At 73.2% G+C, this 15,398-nt stretch carries 16 protein-coding genes; 8 read left to right on the forward strand and 8 right to left on the reverse strand.

All coding sequences use genetic code 11. The features are described from left to right. Positions 1-61: 61 nt before the first annotated feature. Entirely contained in the window at positions 62-1,279 is a 1,218-nt protein-coding gene (locus OCU29_RS00770; RefSeq protein ID WP_261818431.1) for a YihY/virulence factor BrkB family protein, read from the forward strand. 31 nt (positions 1,280-1,310) lie between these two features. Here the strand turns inward: OCU29_RS00770 and OCU29_RS00775 are convergent, their stop codons facing one another. Together OCU29_RS00775 and dapD are read right to left on the reverse strand one after the other, a co-directional pair. Then, on the reverse strand, positions 1,311-2,279 hold the full coding sequence (locus tag OCU29_RS00775; RefSeq protein WP_261818432.1) for a hypothetical protein: 969 nt from the start codon (positions 2,277-2,279) through the stop codon (positions 1,311-1,313). Positions 2,280-2,346: 67 nt separating this feature from the next. Then, positions 2,347-3,336: a 2,3,4,5-tetrahydropyridine-2,6-dicarboxylate N-succinyltransferase gene (dapD, locus tag OCU29_RS00780; RefSeq protein WP_261818433.1), complete on the reverse strand. Its 990-nt coding sequence runs from the start codon at positions 3,334-3,336 to the stop codon at positions 2,347-2,349. A 164-nt stretch (positions 3,337-3,500) separates the two neighbouring features. On the opposite strand from dapD, the gene OCU29_RS00785 reads away from it, so the two are divergent. Together OCU29_RS00785 and OCU29_RS00790 are read left to right on the forward strand one after the other, a co-directional pair. Beyond that, entirely contained in the window at positions 3,501-4,475 is a 975-nt protein-coding gene (locus OCU29_RS00785; protein ID WP_261818434.1) for a hypothetical protein, read from the forward strand. 117 nt (positions 4,476-4,592) lie between these two features. Next, complete coding sequence (locus tag OCU29_RS00790; protein ID WP_261818435.1) at positions 4,593-5,180, forward strand: AAA family ATPase; 588 nt, start codon at positions 4,593-4,595, stop codon at positions 5,178-5,180. Between the two features lie 10 nt (positions 5,181-5,190). Here OCU29_RS00790 and OCU29_RS00795 read toward each other — a convergent pair whose 3' ends face one another. From OCU29_RS00795 to OCU29_RS00805, 3 genes are all read right to left on the reverse strand, one after another. Continuing rightward, positions 5,191-5,742 (reverse strand): DinB family protein, encoded by a 552-nt coding sequence (locus tag OCU29_RS00795; protein ID WP_261818436.1) that lies wholly within the window; start codon positions 5,740-5,742, stop codon positions 5,191-5,193. Positions 5,743-5,825: 83 nt separating this feature from the next. Further along, positions 5,826-6,029: a helix-turn-helix transcriptional regulator gene (locus tag OCU29_RS00800; protein ID WP_179615648.1), complete on the reverse strand. Its 204-nt coding sequence runs from the start codon at positions 6,027-6,029 to the stop codon at positions 5,826-5,828. Beyond that, positions 6,029-6,439, reverse strand: a complete 411-nt coding sequence (locus OCU29_RS00805) for a hypothetical protein (RefSeq protein ID WP_179615649.1) — start codon at positions 6,437-6,439, stop codon at positions 6,029-6,031. Before OCU29_RS00805 ends, OCU29_RS00800 begins: the two co-directional genes overlap by 1 nt. A gap of 338 nt (positions 6,440-6,777) precedes the next feature. On the opposite strand from OCU29_RS00805, the gene ileS reads away from it, so the two are divergent. After that, a complete protein-coding gene (gene ileS / locus OCU29_RS00810; RefSeq protein WP_261818437.1) occupies positions 6,778-10,059 on the forward strand; it encodes an isoleucine--tRNA ligase in 3,282 nt (1,093 codons plus the stop codon). Positions 10,060-10,094: 35 nt separating this feature from the next. On the opposite strand, the gene OCU29_RS00815 is transcribed toward ileS, so the two are convergent. From OCU29_RS00815 to OCU29_RS00825, 3 genes are all read right to left on the reverse strand, one after another. Then, positions 10,095-10,580, reverse strand: a complete 486-nt coding sequence (locus OCU29_RS00815) for a cupin domain-containing protein (RefSeq protein ID WP_261818438.1) — start codon at positions 10,578-10,580, stop codon at positions 10,095-10,097. Between the two features lie 14 nt (positions 10,581-10,594). Beyond that, positions 10,595-11,650 carry a helix-turn-helix transcriptional regulator gene (locus OCU29_RS00820; protein ID WP_261818439.1) on the reverse strand — a complete coding sequence of 352 codons (1,056 nt, stop codon included), beginning with the start codon at positions 11,648-11,650 and terminating at the stop codon, positions 10,595-10,597. Between the two features lie 90 nt (positions 11,651-11,740). Continuing rightward, a complete protein-coding gene (locus OCU29_RS00825; protein ID WP_261818440.1) occupies positions 11,741-12,604 on the reverse strand; it encodes an LLM class F420-dependent oxidoreductase in 864 nt (287 codons plus the stop codon). Positions 12,605-12,792: 188 nt separating this feature from the next. Here OCU29_RS00825 and dapE point away from each other — a divergent pair, with 188 nt between their 5' ends. Genes dapE through OCU29_RS00845 form a run of 4 tightly spaced genes read left to right on the forward strand, consistent with a single transcriptional unit; the run spans position 12,793 to position 15,398 of the window. After that, positions 12,793-13,917, forward strand: coding sequence for a succinyl-diaminopimelate desuccinylase (gene dapE, locus OCU29_RS00830; RefSeq protein WP_261818441.1), 1,125 nt, complete (start codon positions 12,793-12,795; stop codon positions 13,915-13,917). Between the two features lies 1 nt (position 13,918). Continuing rightward, positions 13,919-14,653: a TIGR00730 family Rossman fold protein gene (locus OCU29_RS00835; protein WP_261818442.1), complete on the forward strand. Its 735-nt coding sequence runs from the start codon at positions 13,919-13,921 to the stop codon at positions 14,651-14,653. A gap of 7 nt (positions 14,654-14,660) precedes the next feature. Next, positions 14,661-14,957, forward strand: coding sequence for a DivIVA domain-containing protein (locus tag OCU29_RS00840; protein WP_261818443.1), 297 nt, complete (start codon positions 14,661-14,663; stop codon positions 14,955-14,957). A 15-nt stretch (positions 14,958-14,972) separates the two neighbouring features. After that, positions 14,973-15,398 carry a hypothetical protein gene (locus OCU29_RS00845; RefSeq protein ID WP_179615656.1) on the forward strand — a complete coding sequence of 142 codons (426 nt, stop codon included), beginning with the start codon at positions 14,973-14,975 and terminating at the stop codon, positions 15,396-15,398.

The following is a 15,398-nucleotide window of genomic DNA, read 5'->3' on the forward strand; positions in this document are numbered from 1 at the left end:
GAGGTGCCCCTCGACGAGCGTTGCGCCTACCTTCGGCGGAATGGGCAGGACTGCGAAGGACGTGACAGGAGTGACGGACGGGGCCGGCAGTGCCTCGCGGCGCAAGGGTGCGGCCGGGCTCGTGGCCGGCGCGGCGCTGGGCTACGTCGCAGGCTCGCGGACGCGACGCGTCGAGCTGCGCGACGTACCGGCCGACGACCGGGACGGGGGCGAGCCGCGGAAGGGCCCCGGGCGCGAGGGGGTCGCCCCGGACCCCGACAGCGACCTCAAGCCCGACTCACCGGGTGACGTCACCGCACCGTCGTGGAAGTACGTGCTGCGCAAGACCGGCCGCGAGTTCGGCAAGGACCAGTGCACCGACCTGGCCGCCGCGCTGACCTACTACGGGGTGCTCGCGCTCTTCCCGGCCGCACTGGCGCTGCTCTCGCTCGTCGGGCTGGTCGGCGACCCGCGCGAGACCGTCACCACGCTGCTGCAGATCCTGGGCGACGTCGGCGCCGGCACCGCGGTCGAGACGATCGAGCCGACCCTGATGTCGCTGGCTCAGGCCGAGGGCTCGGGGTTCGCGCTGGTGGCCGGTCTGCTCGCCGCGCTGTGGTCGGCCTCGGGGTACGTCAACTCCTTCAGCCGCGCGATGAACCGGATCTACGAGATCCGCGAGGGCCGCCCGGTCTGGAAGCTGCGCCCGGTCATGCTGCTGGTGACCCTGGTGATGGTGCTGCTCGCCGCGCTGGTGATGGTGGCGCTGGTGCTGACCGGCCCGGCCGCCGAGGCCGTGGGCGAGGCGATCGGGCTCGGCTCGAGCGTCGTGACCGTCTGGAGCATCGCCAAGTGGCCGGTGCTGCTGCTGGTCGTGGTGCTGATCGTGGCGATCCTCTACTGGGCGACGCCCAACGTGGAGCAGCCCAAGTTCCGGTGGATCAGCCTCGGCGCCGTCCTCGCCATCGTCACCTGGATCGTGGCCTCGGCCGCGTTCGGCTTCTACGTCGCCAACTTCGGCAGCTACAACAAGACCTACGGCTCGCTGGCCGGCGCCGTGGTCTTCCTGCTGTGGCTGTGGATCACCAATCTCGCCCTGCTGTTCGGCGCCGAGCTCGACGCCGAGCTCGAGCGCGGGCGCGAGCTGCAGGCCGGCATCGCCGCTGAGGAGTCGGTGCAGCTGCCGGCGCGCGACACCACCGGCATCGAGAAGGCCGACGAGAAGCACGAGGAGGACGTCGCCCGCGGGCGCCGGCTGCGCCTGTCGCGCGGGGCCACCCAGGAGACCGCCGACGACTGAGCCGTGGTGGGCCCGGCCGGGGGTCGCCGCCTCAGGCGAAGACGTCGACGTGCACGTGCTCGCGGTGCTCGAGGATCTCGGCCGTCGACTCGGCCACGCCCGAGGTGTCGACGTCGTACTCGCGCCAGCCCTGGGCCGAGCGGCGAGCGGTCCAGATCTTGTCGTCGAAGATGATCGTGGCGATCGCGAGCCGCTCGGCCTGGCTGACCAGGTAGTGCGAGATCGCCCAGCCGCGCACCTTGTTGGCATCCGAGACCGGGCGCACGAAGATGTCGACGGCCCGGCCGTCGTAGTGGGCCGAGCCCTCGCTGTGCCCGGTGCTGACGCCGCCGGGGGCGAAGCCGCCCAGCGGCAGCTCCCCGAAGACCGCGGTGACCTCCTTGCGCACCTGGTTGGCCCGGAAGGTCAGCCCGACGTCGCGCAGGTCGGAGTCGGAGGCCTCGACGTCGCCGGGCACCTCGCAGTGCAGCGCGGCGGGGGAGTTGCCGGTCAGCGCCGAGGCCAGCACCCGGGCGTCGGCCTCGTGGTCGGCGTAGGCGTTGGGGAAGCCCGAGCGCTGCACCGCCTGCGCCGCCTCGGTCACCTCCATCTCGCGGTAGCCCTCGACGTCGACCAGGGCGTCGTAGAAGGCGTTGGTGGCGTAGACCGGGTCCTGCAGCTGCGCCTCGGTGCCCCAGCCCTGCGAGGGCCGCTGCTGGAAGATGCCCAGGGAGTCGCGGTCACCGGAGTCGAGGTTGAGGATCTTCGACTCCTGGTAGGCGGTGGCCAGCGCGATCGACACCGCGCGCGCCGGCAGCCCTCGGCGTACGCCGATCGCCGCGATCAGCCCGGCGTTCTCGGCCTGCTCGGCGCTGAGCTGGACCTCGAGGCCGTCGACCGTGGCGGTGCAGGTGCGGCTGGTGAAGACGCCGCCGACCCGGTCGACCACCGCCCAGACGCCGAGCGCGATCACCCCGGCCAGGGCCAGGGTGATCGCGACGGCGGGGACGACCTTCCTCATGGGGACATCGTCCGTGACGACCCCAAGAGGACGCTGAGGCGGGGCCTGGCGCCGGCCGCCGGCCCGCTCAGTTGGCGTGCAGGTCGGCGTTGAGGGCGATGCCCTCGCCCTTCCACGCCACGGCCTCGACGGCGCCGGTGACCGAGTTGCGGCGGAAGAGCACGTTGGAGGCGCCGGACAGCTCGGCGGCCTTGACCACCCGGGGCTCGCCGCCCTCGGGGTCGGCCATCGTGACCTTGGTGCCGGCGGTGACGTAGCAGCCGGCCTCGACGACGCAGTCGTCGCCCAGCGAGATGCCGATGCCGGCGTTGGCGCCCAGCAGGCAGCGCTCGCCGATCGAGATGACCGCGGTGCCGCCGCCGGACAGGGTGCCCATGATCGAGGCGCCGCCGCCGATGTCGCTGCCCTCGCCGACCACGACGCCCGCCGAGATGCGGCCCTCGACCATCGAGGAGCCCAGGGTGCCGGCGTTGAAGTTCACGAAGCCCTCGTGCATGACCGTGGTGCCCTCGGCCAGGTGGGCGCCCAGGCGCACCCGGTCGGCGTCGGCGATCCGCACGCCCGCGGGGGCGACGTAGTCGGTCATCCGGGGGAACTTGTCGATGCCGTAGACCGCCACGTGGGTGCCGCCGGCCTTCATCCGGGCCCGGGCCATCTCGAAGTCGGCGACCGCGCACGGCCCGGCGGAGGTCCACACGACGTTGGTGAGCTTGCCGAAGACGCCGTCCATCGAGACGCCGTGGGGGCGCACGAGGCGGTGCGAGAGCAGGTGCAGGCGCAGCCACACGTCGGCGGTGTCGGCCGGGGGCTGCTGCAGGTCGGCGATCTCGACGAGGACGACCTCGCGGCGCACGCCGCGGGCGTGGTCGCTGCCCTCGAGGTCCACCAGGACCTTGGGGGCGGGCTCCTCCGCGTCCGGGCGCGACCCGAGCCGCGGCTGCGGGAACCACACGTCGAGGACCGTGCCGTCGCCGGTGACGGTGGCCAGGCCGTGGCCCCAGGCGGGCCCGGTGGTGCGGGCGGGAGTGGTGGTCGTGGGCTCGTTGGTCGCGGTCACGACCCCACCCTAGGAAAGCCCGCCGACGCTCGGCGACCCCCTCCCCGCGGTGGGACGCCCCCGGGGGCGTTGGCACAGCGCTGCGCGGCGCCTACGCTGGGAGGACCTGCTCGGGGGGAGCGGGACGGCGCCACGCGCCGTACGCCGACCGGAGGGATCGTCTGATGGCCTCCGCAGCGCGTCCCGGCACCCCCGTCTCCCCGCTGGTCCGCGGGCGCAACCGCGAGCTGGCGATCCTCGAGGTCGTGGTGCGCGAGGTGCGCCCCGCCGTGGTGCGCGGGCGCCCCGGCGTCGGGGTGAGCACGATGCTGCAGGAGGCCGCCCGGCGCGCGTCCGTCGAGGGGGTGCGGGTGAGCAGGCTGCGCCCGCGGCCCTGGGCCGCCTCGCCCCTCGACCTGGTCGACGACCTCGAGCCGATGCTCGCGGGGCGCGACAAGGTGCTGGTGGTGCTCGACGACGCCGACCTCTGCGACCCCGCGCAGCGCGCCGAGGTGGCGCGTCGGTGCCACCGCTCGCGCGCGCCGCTGCTGGTCGGCGCCCACGACGACGTGCCCGAGATCTCCGACGAGCGCGACTGCACCCTCATCGACCTGGCCTGCCTGGAGCGGGCGGGCGTCGCCGACGTGGTCGGTGACGCGCTGGGGGAGCGGCTCGAGGGCGCCTCCGGCCTGGTCTCGGCCTACCACCGCGCCAGCGCCGGCAACCCCGGCGTGCTCCGCGCGCTGCTCGACGAGCCGGGCCTGCGCGCCGAGTTCGCCGCCGCCGGCACCGCCGTCGACCCCACCGACCTGGCCCCCCGCCTCGCGCACGCCCTGCCGGCCTCGGTGCACCGCCGCCTCGCGGCGCTCGACCCGCTGGCCCTGCTGGCCGTCGGGGTCGCGGCCGTCGCCGGCCCGCACATCCCGGCCGGGGTGGTCGAGGACGCCGTCGGCCCGGCCGCGCTCGCCCGCGCCGTCGAGTCGGGCCTGGTGGTGCACACCCCCGACGGCACCCCTGCCTTCCGCCACGGCGCTGTGCGCCGCCTCGTGCTCGAGGAGCTGCCCTCGGCCGTGCACTCCGACGTGCGCCACCGCCTCCTCGACGCCGCCCGCGCCCACGGCCTGACCGTGGTGCCCGACGACGTCCTCTCGCTGCGCTGACACGGCCCAGATCTCGCGTCGACCCGTCCCAGATCTCCCGCTGACCCGTCCCAGATCTCGCGTCGACCCGGCGCAAAACCGCTCGGCCGCGCCGCGCCGACGGCGTACGGTCCGGGCATGACGGGTGAGCTGCTGCTGATCACCGGACCGCCGGCGGTCGGCAAGATGACGGTGGGGCGGGCGATCTGCGCGCGCAGCGACTACCGGCTCTTCCACAACCACCACACGGTCGAGCCGCTGCTGGAGGTCTTCGGGCACGGCACGCCCGCCTTCGAGGAGCTCACCCTCGAGTTCCGGCGCCGGGTGCTCGAGGAGGCGGCCGAGCACGGGCTCAAGCTGGTCTTCACCCTGGTCTGGGGTGTCGACGACCCCGCGGACGCCGACCTGGTGCGGCAGATGATCGCGCCCTTCCGCGAGGCGGGGCTGCCGGTGCGCTGGGTCGAGCTGTACGCCGACCTCGAGACCAGGCTGGCCCGCAACTCCGGCGCCGACCGGATCGCCGCCAAGCCCTCGAAGGCCGACCTCGCCTGGTCGGACGCGCACGTGCGCGACGTCGACGGCCGGCTGCGGATGAACACCGACCCCGCCGACCCGACGCTCGCCGACGAGCTGCTCGCCGACGTCGAGCACCTGCGCCTCGACAACGCCGGGCTCACCGCCGACGAGGCGGCGCAGCGGGTGCTGGCCTGGCTCGAGCCGCACTGAGACGGCCGGGTCACTGACCGGTGCGGCCGTCGAGGCACTCCCGGACGAGGTCGGCGTGGCCGGCGTGGCGGGCGTACTCCTCGACGAGGTGCACCAGCACGTCGCGGACCTCGATCCGCTCGTCACCGACGCTGACGAGGTCGTCGAGGGAGGCAGTCGCGACCACCCCGTCGGCGTACGCGCACTCGCCGCGCCAGAGCTCGAACGCCTCGTGCACCGTGGTCTCGTCGGTCTCCTCGGTGGCGCCGGGGAGCGTGAAGCCGGCGTCGTCGCCCGGCTCGTCGAAGAGGCGGGGGAGGTCGCCGCGGCCCTCGAGGACCCGCCGGGCCCAGTGGTGCTCGACCCGGGCCAGGTGGCGCACCAGCCCGAGCAGGGAGATCGCCGACGGGGGCACCGAAGCCGTGGCGAGCTGGGCGGGGGACAGGCCCTGGCACTTCATGGCGATGGTGTGGCGGTAGGCCTCGAGGTAGCCGGTCACGCAGCCCCGCTCACCCCGGCTGCTGCCGGTGTCGCCGCGCGGGTCCTCGTCGGCCGGCACGAACATGCCGTGGTGGGAGGTCATGCGCAGCAGCCTGCCGCACGACGGGAGGTTCGGGCCGGGTCGACGCGAGATCCGGGCCGGGTCGGTGCAAGAAATGGGCCGGGTCAGGGGGTGGGGTCGTCGGGGGCGAAGATCTCGTCGACGGGGGTGTCGAAGAGCCGGCTGATCCGGAAGGCCAGCGACAAGCGGGGGTCGAAGTGGCCCTTCTCGATCGAGATCACGGTCTGGCGCGAGACGCCGAGCGCCGTCGCGCACTCGCTCTGCGACAGGCCGGCCCGCTCGCGCATCGCCCTGAGGTGGTTGTCCATCAGCCCTCGCGGCGCTGCAGGACGACCAGGCGCACGGACAGGTCGCCGAGGCCGAGGACCACGAAGGGCCACAGCGGCACGTGGCCGGCGTCGAGGAGGGCGGTGAGGAAGGTGACCACGCCCAGGGCGACGACCAGGTCGTAGAAGGCGCCGCTGCTGGCGGAGCGGGCCCACTGGGACTCGATGGAGTCCTCGTGCTGCTCGGGGCGCTCGGTGCGGTCGAGGAGGACCGCCCCCAGGGCCAGGAAGCACCCGAAGGTCATCACGGCGAAGACGGTGAAGGAGACCTCGGCGGGGGCGTCGTCACGGACCCGGGCGGCGACGGCGCCGACGCCGGCGGCCAGGACCAGGGCCGGCGCGGTGGCGAGCAGCCACGGTCGGGCCGGGTGGGGAGCGGTGGTCGAGGGCATGGCGGCACGTCTCCTGATGTCAGAGTTCTTTGACACCACCAGCATCAGGCCCGGCGCGCCATGGTGTCAAGTTTCTCTGACATGTCCTCCCGGAGGCGCGGTTGATCGGTGCGGCGGCGTACGATCGGGGCACAGGCGTCTGAGCCGTCATCAGCGGCGAGCCTCCGGAAGAAAGCCCTCGGGTGAGTAGAACCGGACGGGTGGGCCCGTCACAGCCAGCAACGAGCGGCCCCCGCAGCAGCACCCGCGGGAGCAAGCGAGGTGGTACCGCGGACCCCGGCAGGGGAGTCGTCCTCGTGGCAGTCAGCCCCGACGACCGACGTACCCCAGGAGCAGCCGTGACCTACCCGAAGGTCTCCACCGACCCCAGCGGCGCCAGCGCCGTCCCGTCGAGCCCGCGCTTCCCCGAGATCGAGGAGCGGGTGCTGGCCTACTGGGCCGCCGACGGCACCTTCCAGGCGAGCATCGACCAGCGCGACGCGGGCGAGCACGGCGAGAACGAGTTCGTCTTCTACGACGGCCCGCCGTTCGCCAACGGGCTGCCGCACTACGGCCACCTGCTCACCGGCTACGTCAAGGACCTGATCCCGCGCTACCAGACGATGCGCGGGCGCCGCGTCGAGCGCCGCTTCGGCTGGGACACCCACGGCCTGCCCGCCGAGCTCGAGGCGATGCGCCTCAACGGCATCAAGACCACCGACGAGATCGTCGAGATGGGCATCGACAAGTTCAACGACGCCTGCCGCGAGTCGGTGATGACCTACACCGGCGAGTGGCGCGACTACGTGACCCGCCAGGCGCGCTGGGTCGACTTCGACAACGACTACCGCACCATGAACCCCGACTACATGGAGTCGGTCATGTGGGCGTTCTCGCAGCTGCACGAGAAGGGCCTGGTCTACGAGGGCTTCCGGGTGCTGCCCTACTGCTGGAACGACGAGACGCCGCTGTCGAACCACGAGCTGCGGATGGACGACGACGTCTACCAGAACCGCCAGGACCCCGCGGTCACGGTCGGCTACGCGCTCGACGCGACCGGTGAGGACGAGGTCCTCGACGGCGCGCACCTGCTGATCTGGACCACGACCCCGTGGACGCTGACCTCCAACCTCGCGGTGATGGTCGGCTCCGAGATCGAGTACGTCGTCGTGGAGGCCGCCGTGCCCGGCACCGAGACCACCGCGCGCTACCTGCTCGCCGAGGCCCGGCTGGCGTCGTACGCCAAGGAGCTGGGCTCGACCGACGACATCGAGGTGCTGGGCCGCTACCGCGGCGCCGACCTGGTCGGGCGCACCTACACCCCGCCGTTCTCCTACTTCCTGGGCCACGAGAACGCCTTCCGCGTGGTCGCCGCCGACGACGCCGTCACCACCACCGACGGCACCGGGCTGGTGCACACCGCCGGCGCCTTCGGTGAGATCGACAAGGAGGTCACCGACCGCGAGGGCATCGAGGCGGTGATGCCGGTCGGCAAGGACGGCCGCTTCACGCACCCCGTCGACGACTACGCCGGCATGCAGGTCTTCGACGCCAACCTGCACATCATCGACCACCTCAAGTCCACGACGCGCGGCGAGCAGGCCGGCGCGGTCACGCCCGGCACGATCCTGTTGCGCCGCGAGACCTACGACCACTCCTACCCGCACTGCTGGCGCTGCCGCGAGCCGCTGATCTACAAGGGCGTCTCGTCGTGGTTCGTCGAGGTCACCGCGATCAAGCAGCGGATGCTCGAGCTGAACCAGCAGATCAACTGGGTGCCCGACCACATCCAGGACGGGCAGTTCGGCCGCTGGCTGGAGAACGCTCGCGACTGGTCGATCACCCGCAACCGCTTCTGGGGCTCCCCGGTGCCGGTGTGGAAGAGCGACGACCCGGCGTACCCGCGCCTCGACGTCTACGGCTCCTTCGCCGACATCGAGCGCGACTTCGGCGACCTGCCGCGCAACCATGCCGGCGAGCCCGACCTGCACCGCCCCTTCGTCGACGAGCTGGTGCGCCCGAACCCCGACGACCCCACGGGGAAGTCGATGATGCGCCGGGTCCCCGACGTGCTCGACGTGTGGTTCGACTCGGGGTCGATGTCCTACGCCCAGGTGCACTACCCGTTCGAGAACGCCGAGTGGTTCAGCGGCACCGACGGCCACCCCGGCCACTTCCCGGCCGACTTCATCGTCGAGTACATCGGCCAGACCCGCGGCTGGTTCTACACGCTGCACATCCTGGCCACCGCGCTCTTCGACAAGCCGGCCTTCGAGAACTGCATCAGCCACGGCATCGTGCTGGGCTCCGACGGCAACAAGATGTCCAAGAGCCTGCGCAACTACCCCGACGTGCGCGAGGTCTTCGACCGCGACGGCGCCGACGCGATGCGCTGGTTCCTGATGTCGAGCCCGATCCTGCGCGGCGGCAACCTCGTGGTCACCGAGCAGGGCATCCGCGACTCGGTGCGCCAGGTGCTGATCCCGCTGTGGAACAGCTGGTACTTCTTCCAGCTCTACGCCAACGCCGGCTCCGTCGACGCGCAGGCCTCGACCGCCTCGACCGACCGCCTCGACCGCTACCTGCTGGCCAAGTGCGGCCAGTACGTCGAGCAGATGACCACCGCGCTCGACTCGTACGCCGTGGCCGACGCCTGCGACGCGACCCGCTCGTTCCTCGACGTGCTGACCAACTGGTACATCCGCCGCTCGCGCGAGCGGTTCTGGGACGCCGACGACTCGGCCCCCTTCGACACCCTCTACACGGTGCTCGAGACGGTCTGCCGGGTCACCGCGCCGCTGATGCCGCTGGCCACCGAGGAGATCTGGCGCGGGCTGACCGGCGAGCGGTCGGTGCACCTGACCGACTGGCCCACCGCCGGCGAGCTGCCCGCGGACGACGCGCTGGTCGCGGCGATGGACCAGGTGCGCGAGGTCTGCTCGGCCACCTCGGCGCTGCGCAAGGCCCGTTCGCTGCGCAACCGCCTGCCGCTGGCCGGGCTGACCGTGGTCGTCGCCGACCCCGCGGCGCTCGAGGGCTTCGAGTCGATCGTGGCCGACGAGGTCAACGTCCGGTCGGTGCGCCTGCTGGGCGCCGACGCGCCCGAGGCGGCGTCGTACGGCGTCTCGCAGCGGCTGAGCGTCAACGCGCGCGCCGCCGGGCCCCGGCTCGGCAAGGACGTGCAGCAGGCGATCAAGGGCTCGAAGTCGGGCGACTGGTCGGTGGCCGAGGACGGCACCGTGACCGCGGGCGGCCTGGCGCTGCTCGAGGGCGAGTACACCCTCGAGACCGTCGCCGGCTCGGCCGACGACACCGACGCGATCGGGATGCTGCCCGGCGGCGGCTTCGTGGTGCTCGACACCGTGGTCACCGACGAGCTGGCCGCCGAGGGCCTGGCCCGCGACCTGGTGCGCGCGGTCCAGCAGGCCCGCCGCGACGCCGGCTTCGAGGTCTCCGACCGGATCGTGCTGACGATCGCCGGCTCGGAGGCCGTGCAGGCGGCCGCGTCGACGCACCGCGAGCTGATCACCGGCGAGACCCTGGCGACGGCGTACGAGGTCACCTCGAACGTCGACCACCCGGGCACGCCGGTGACCGTGGGGGAGGGCGAGAAGGCGACCGTGGCGGTCGCGAAGGCCTGAGGCCGGCCCGCGGTGCCCGCCCCTCGTCCGGCCGCTCAGTCGAGCGGCGGCGGGGGCGGGCCCAGCACCTGGATCTGGAACTGGGCGCAGATCTCGGCCACCCGCGCCCCGTCGACCTCGGTCGGCTCCGGGATCGTGGCGCTCTCGGCCGGGGTGCCGAGCTTGCGCACGAAGTCCCCGAACTGCGCCGGTGTGGTCACCTGGAACATCTTCGCGGTCGGGGACAGCACCTGGAACTGGTGCGGGCGCTGCTTGGGCAGGAAGACCGTGCCGCCCTCACCGACGACCTGCTCGATCTCGCCGGTGGTGAAGCGGATCTCGCCCTCGAGGACGTGGAAGAGCTCCTCCTCGACGTCGTGGCTGTGCAGCGGGGGTCCGAACCCGCGGGGGCCCTCGAAGACCAGGGCGGTCATCGCGCCGTCGGTCTGGGCGCCGTCGGCCTTGATCGACATCAGGCCGTTGAGGAAGTGCCAGTGCTCGCCCTCGGTCGGTCCCAGTATCGCGGGTGTCTGCAGGGTCATCGCGTTCTCCTTCGCTAGTGGTGGAAGAGGCGCTCGGCGTACCACTGCGAGAACAGGTGGGAGACGAGCTCGGTGCGGCTGGTGGTGCCGGTCTTGCGGAAGACGTTCTTGAGGTGGTCGCGCACGGTGTGCGGGGAGACGCCCAGGCGCTCGGCGAGCTGCGCCGTGGACTGGCCACGGGCCAGGCCCAGCGCCACCTCGCGCTCGCGGGGCGTCAGGCCGTGGGCGCGGGCCAGCAGGTCGGCGACGTCGGAGGGGCCCGCGGGCTCGATGATGACCACCGCGTCGTCGCTGCCCCAGGCGCGCGAGGCGTGCAGGGTGACCCAGCGCCCGTCGGCGGCGCGGGCCCGGACCCGTGTCACGTCGCCGGGGCCGCGCAGCAGCGCCGTCATCGTCAGCAGTGCCGAGTGCACGTCCTGCTCCTCGCCTGGCGCGAGCAGCTCGAGCCAGGCCGCGCCGGCCTCGGTGCCGGGCCGCACCTGCCCGTCGCGGGTCAGGTGCACCAGGCCGGGCGTGCTCACCCCCGCCCCCTCGAGGCAGGCCCGGGCCAGCGCCTGGCGGCGGATGCCCCGGGCCACGACCGGCCCGAGCGCGGCCAGCAGCGCGAGCTCGTCGTCGCCGAAGTCGCGGGCACCGCGCTCGCGGTGCACCTCGATCGCCCCCCAGGTGCCGCTCGGGTCGTCGGCGGTCAGGCGCACCTCGGCGTCGAGACCCTGCGGGCGCATCACCTCGCGGTGCCGCGCGCTGTCGGCGACCGGGTCGGCGCAGGAGCGGGAGAGCAGCGCGACCCCGCCGGTGCCGGCGAGGTCGCGGAAGAGGTTGACGTCGTCGACGTTGATCTCGTGGTGGAACCACGGCGCGCACGTGTCGAGCCCGAAGCCGTCGACGCAGGCGTCGGTGAAGAGCGTCGTCGCGGGGTCGGTGGTGAAGAAGACCCCGGTGTCCCACCCGACGACGGGCTTGACCCGGGCCGCGACCCCGGCCAGCAGGTCGGTCTCGACGCCCGCCGCCTCGCAGAAGCGGCGTACGCCGTGCAGGGTGCGCTCGGCCAGGTCGGTGCTGATCGTCATGGGCGGCTCCTTCGCCGGTCCCACCACGCTAGGCGGGTCCCGCGGCGAGGGCACTCCCTCAGATGGGGGGTTCGCCCCGGCCCGGCCGGTCTAGCCGAGCAGCGGCTCGGGGGCCAGCCCCAGGCGCGCGGTCAGCCGGTCGAGGCTGGCGAGCACCTCGTCGGGCTCCTTGTCGGGCACGCCCCAGATCAGCTCGGTCGCCCCCGCCTCCGCCCACGCGGCCAGGTCGTCGGGGTCGGGCCTGGAGGCGATCAGGACCCGTACGTCGGGCCGGCCCTCGCGCCCCGCCTCGCTCCAGGCCCGCTGCAGCGCCCCGATCTGGTGGGTGATGTCGCGCTGCTGCGGGGTGGTCATCCAGCCGTCGGCGTGCCGGGCGATCCAGGCGAACGTCCGGGGCCCGGCGCCGGCGCCGATGACCAGCGGCACGTGGCGCGCCGGCTTGGGCCAGGCCCAGCTCGGCCCGAAGGAGACGAACTCGCCGTCGTAGGCGGCCTCCTCCTGGGTCCACAGCGCCCGCATCGCCTCGACGTACTCCTTGAGCACCGTGCGGCGCCGGTCGGCCGGCACCCCGTGGTCGGCCAGCTCGTCGGTGTTCCAGCCGAAGCCGGCCCCGATCTCGACCCGCCCGCCCGAGAGGTGGTCGAGGGTCGCGACCTGCTTGGCCAGGGTGATCGGGTCGGACTCCACCGGCAGCGCCACCGCGGTGGAGAGGCGGATGCGGCTGGTGACCGCGGCCGCGGTGGCCAGCGAGATCCACGGGTCGAGGGTGCGGGTGTAGCGGTCGTCGGGGAGCGTCGCGTCGCCGGTGCCGGGGTGGGCGGCGTCGCGGCGTACGGGGATGTGGGTGTGCTCGGGCACGTAGAAGGTGTCGAAGCCACGCTCCTCCGCGGCCGCCGCCAGACGTGCGGGGGTGATGCCGCGGTCGGAGGTGAACAGGACGAGGCCGTTGCGCATGCGTGCCACAGTAGAACGTGTTGCAGTTCGGGGGTAGCGGGAGTTTCATCGGGTACCCGATGAAACTCACGGCACCTACATGAACCTTTGGTGTGGTGGCGCCAGTTCCATCGGGTACCCGATGAACCTTCGGGGTCGGCGGCGCGCACCCACCCCGGGGCGGGGGAGCGGCTGGTTGGATGGGCCCCATGACCAGCCCTGACGCGCGTACGACGAGCGACGCGACCCCGGTGCTCGACCTCGACGCCGACGTGGTGACCCTGACCCGCCAGCTGTGCGACATCGAGTCGGTCAGCCGCGACGAGCAGCGCATCGCCGACGCGGTGCAGGCGGCGCTGGAGACGCTGGGCCACCTGAGCGTGACCCGCATCGGCCACACCGTCGTGGCCCGCACCGACCTGGGTCGCGGCGAGCGGGTGGTGCTGGCCGGCCACCTCGACACGGTCCCGGTCAACGGCAACTTCCCCAGCCGCCTCGACGAGGAGACCGGCCTCCTGCACGGGCTCGGCACCTGCGACATGAAGGGCGGCGACGCGGTGATCCTGCGCCTGGCCGCCACCGTGCGCGAGCCGGTGCGTGACGTGACGTTCGTGCTCTACGAGGCCGAGGAGATCGAGGAGGAGCACAACGGGCTGAAGAAGGTCGCCGAGCAGCGCCCCGACCTGCTCGAGGCCGACTTCGCGATTCTGATGGAGCCCTCCAACGCGGGCGTCGAGGCCGGCTGCCAGGGCACCCTGCGCGTCGACGTGCGCACCACCGGCGAGCGCGCCCACTCGGCCCGCTCCTGGAAGGGCGTCAACGCCATCCACGGCGCCGCCGACGTGCTGGCCCGGCTCAACGCCTACGAGGCCCGCCGCCCGGTCATCGACGGCCTGGAGTACCACGAGGGCCTCAACGCGGTCGCCATCCGCGGCGGCGTCGCCGGCAACGTGGTCCCCGACGAGTGCGTCGTCGAGGTCAACTTCCGCTTCGCCCCCGACCGCTCCACCGACGAGGCCGAGGCGTTCGTCCGCGAGGTCTTCGAGGGGTACGACGTCACGCTCACCGACCTCGGCGCTGCCGCGATGCCCGGGCTCGACCGGCCCGCGGCCAAGGAGTTCGTCGCGGCGGTCGGCGGGCAGGTCGCCCCCAAGTTCGGCTGGACCGACGTCGCGCGCTTCACCGCGCTGGGCGTCCCGGCGGTCAACTACGGCCCCGGCGACCCGCTCTTCGCCCACAAGGCCGACGAGCACGTGCCGGTCGCCGAGATCGAGCACTGCGAGCGGGCGCTGCGTGCCTGGCTCACCGGCGGCGCCGAGCGGGCGGGGGCCTGAGGTGTCGCGGCTGCGCGGGCGCTTCAAGGGCCCGGTCTTCACCCGCACCGAGGAGACCACCACCACCGACCAGCGGCTCCTCGACTCCCGCGGCGGTGCCGAGTGGGTGCACACCGACCCGTGGCGGGTCCTCAGGATTCAAGCCGAGTTCGTCGAGGGCTTCGGCGCGCTGGCCGAGCTGGGGCCCGCGATCGCGGTCTTCGGCTCCGCGCGCACCCCGCCCGACCACCCGTCGTACGCGCAGGGCGAGCAGGTGGGCCGGCTGCTGGTCGAGGCCGGCTTCGCGGTGATCACCGGCGGCGGGCCGGGCGCGATGGAGGCCGCCAACAAGGGCGCCTGCGACGCCGGCGGCACCTCCGTCGGGCTCGGGATCGAGCTGCCCTTCGAGGCCGGGCTCAACGAGTGGGTCGACGTCGGCATCAACTTCCGCTACTTCTTCGTGCGCAAGACGATGTTCGTGAAGTACTCCCAGGGCTTCGTGGTGCTGCCCGGCGGCGTCGGCACCCTCGACGAGCTCTTCGAGGCGATCACGCTGGTGCAGACCCGCAAGGTCACCCGCTTCCCGATCGTGCTCGTCGGCGTCGACTACTGGAGCGGGCTGCTGGACTGGATGCGCGACACCGTGCTGGCCGACGGCAAGATCTCGCAGGGCGACCTCGACCTGCTACACCTGACCGACGACGTCGAGGAGGCGGTGCGCCACGTCGTGGCCGCCCAGGAAGGGGCCGAGCGATGATCGAGCGATGATGTGGTTCTTCGCGATCCTGCTGGTGCTGGTGATGGGCGCGATCGCGATGGTCGCCGCCGGGCGCGGCACCCCGCTCGCGCCGACGTACGACGACCGCCCCGACGTCAGCGTGCCGGCGGGCACGCTGCGGGGCGACGACCTGCGCCGGGTGCGGTTCTCGCTGGCCTTCCGGGGCTACCGGATGTCGGAGGTCGACGCCCTGCTCGACCGGGTGGCCGCCCAGCTGGAGGCCGCCGGGGCCGACGGGGTCGGCGAGGTCGACGGGGAGCGTGGCGCGCGCCACGAGCCGTAGGGCACACTCACGCGGGTGTCCTCCCAGGTCGTCGTCTACGTGCTCACCGCCCTCGCGGCGGTGGTGGTCGTGCTCACCCGTGCCCGTCTGGGCCGCAGCGACGGCGCCGCCCGGCGCGCCGACGTCGGGCGGCGCTGGCTGGCGGCGCACACCGGGGCCGGCGCGCTGGCGCTGGTGCTGTGGCTGACCTTCCTCGTCGCCCCCGCCGACACCGCGCTCGGCGGGTCGCTGCTGGGCGTCGTGGCGCTGGGCCTGTGGTGGGTCGTGGCGCTGGTGGGCCTGCTGATCCTCGCGCGCTGGCTGCCCTCGAAGGGCAAGCACGCCCAGGCCGGCACCGAGGACTCCTGGTCGACCGGCCCGGGCCTCTCGGTGCTGGCCCATGTCGGGATGGTCGTCGGGGTCGCCGTCTTCACCTGGGCCTACTGGTCGGCCGTGGTCTGA

The sequence above is a fragment of the Nocardioides sp. OK12 genome, from assembly GCF_024341885.1.
GTDB lineage: Bacteria > Actinomycetota > Actinomycetes > Propionibacteriales > Nocardioidaceae > Nocardioides > Nocardioides marinisabuli.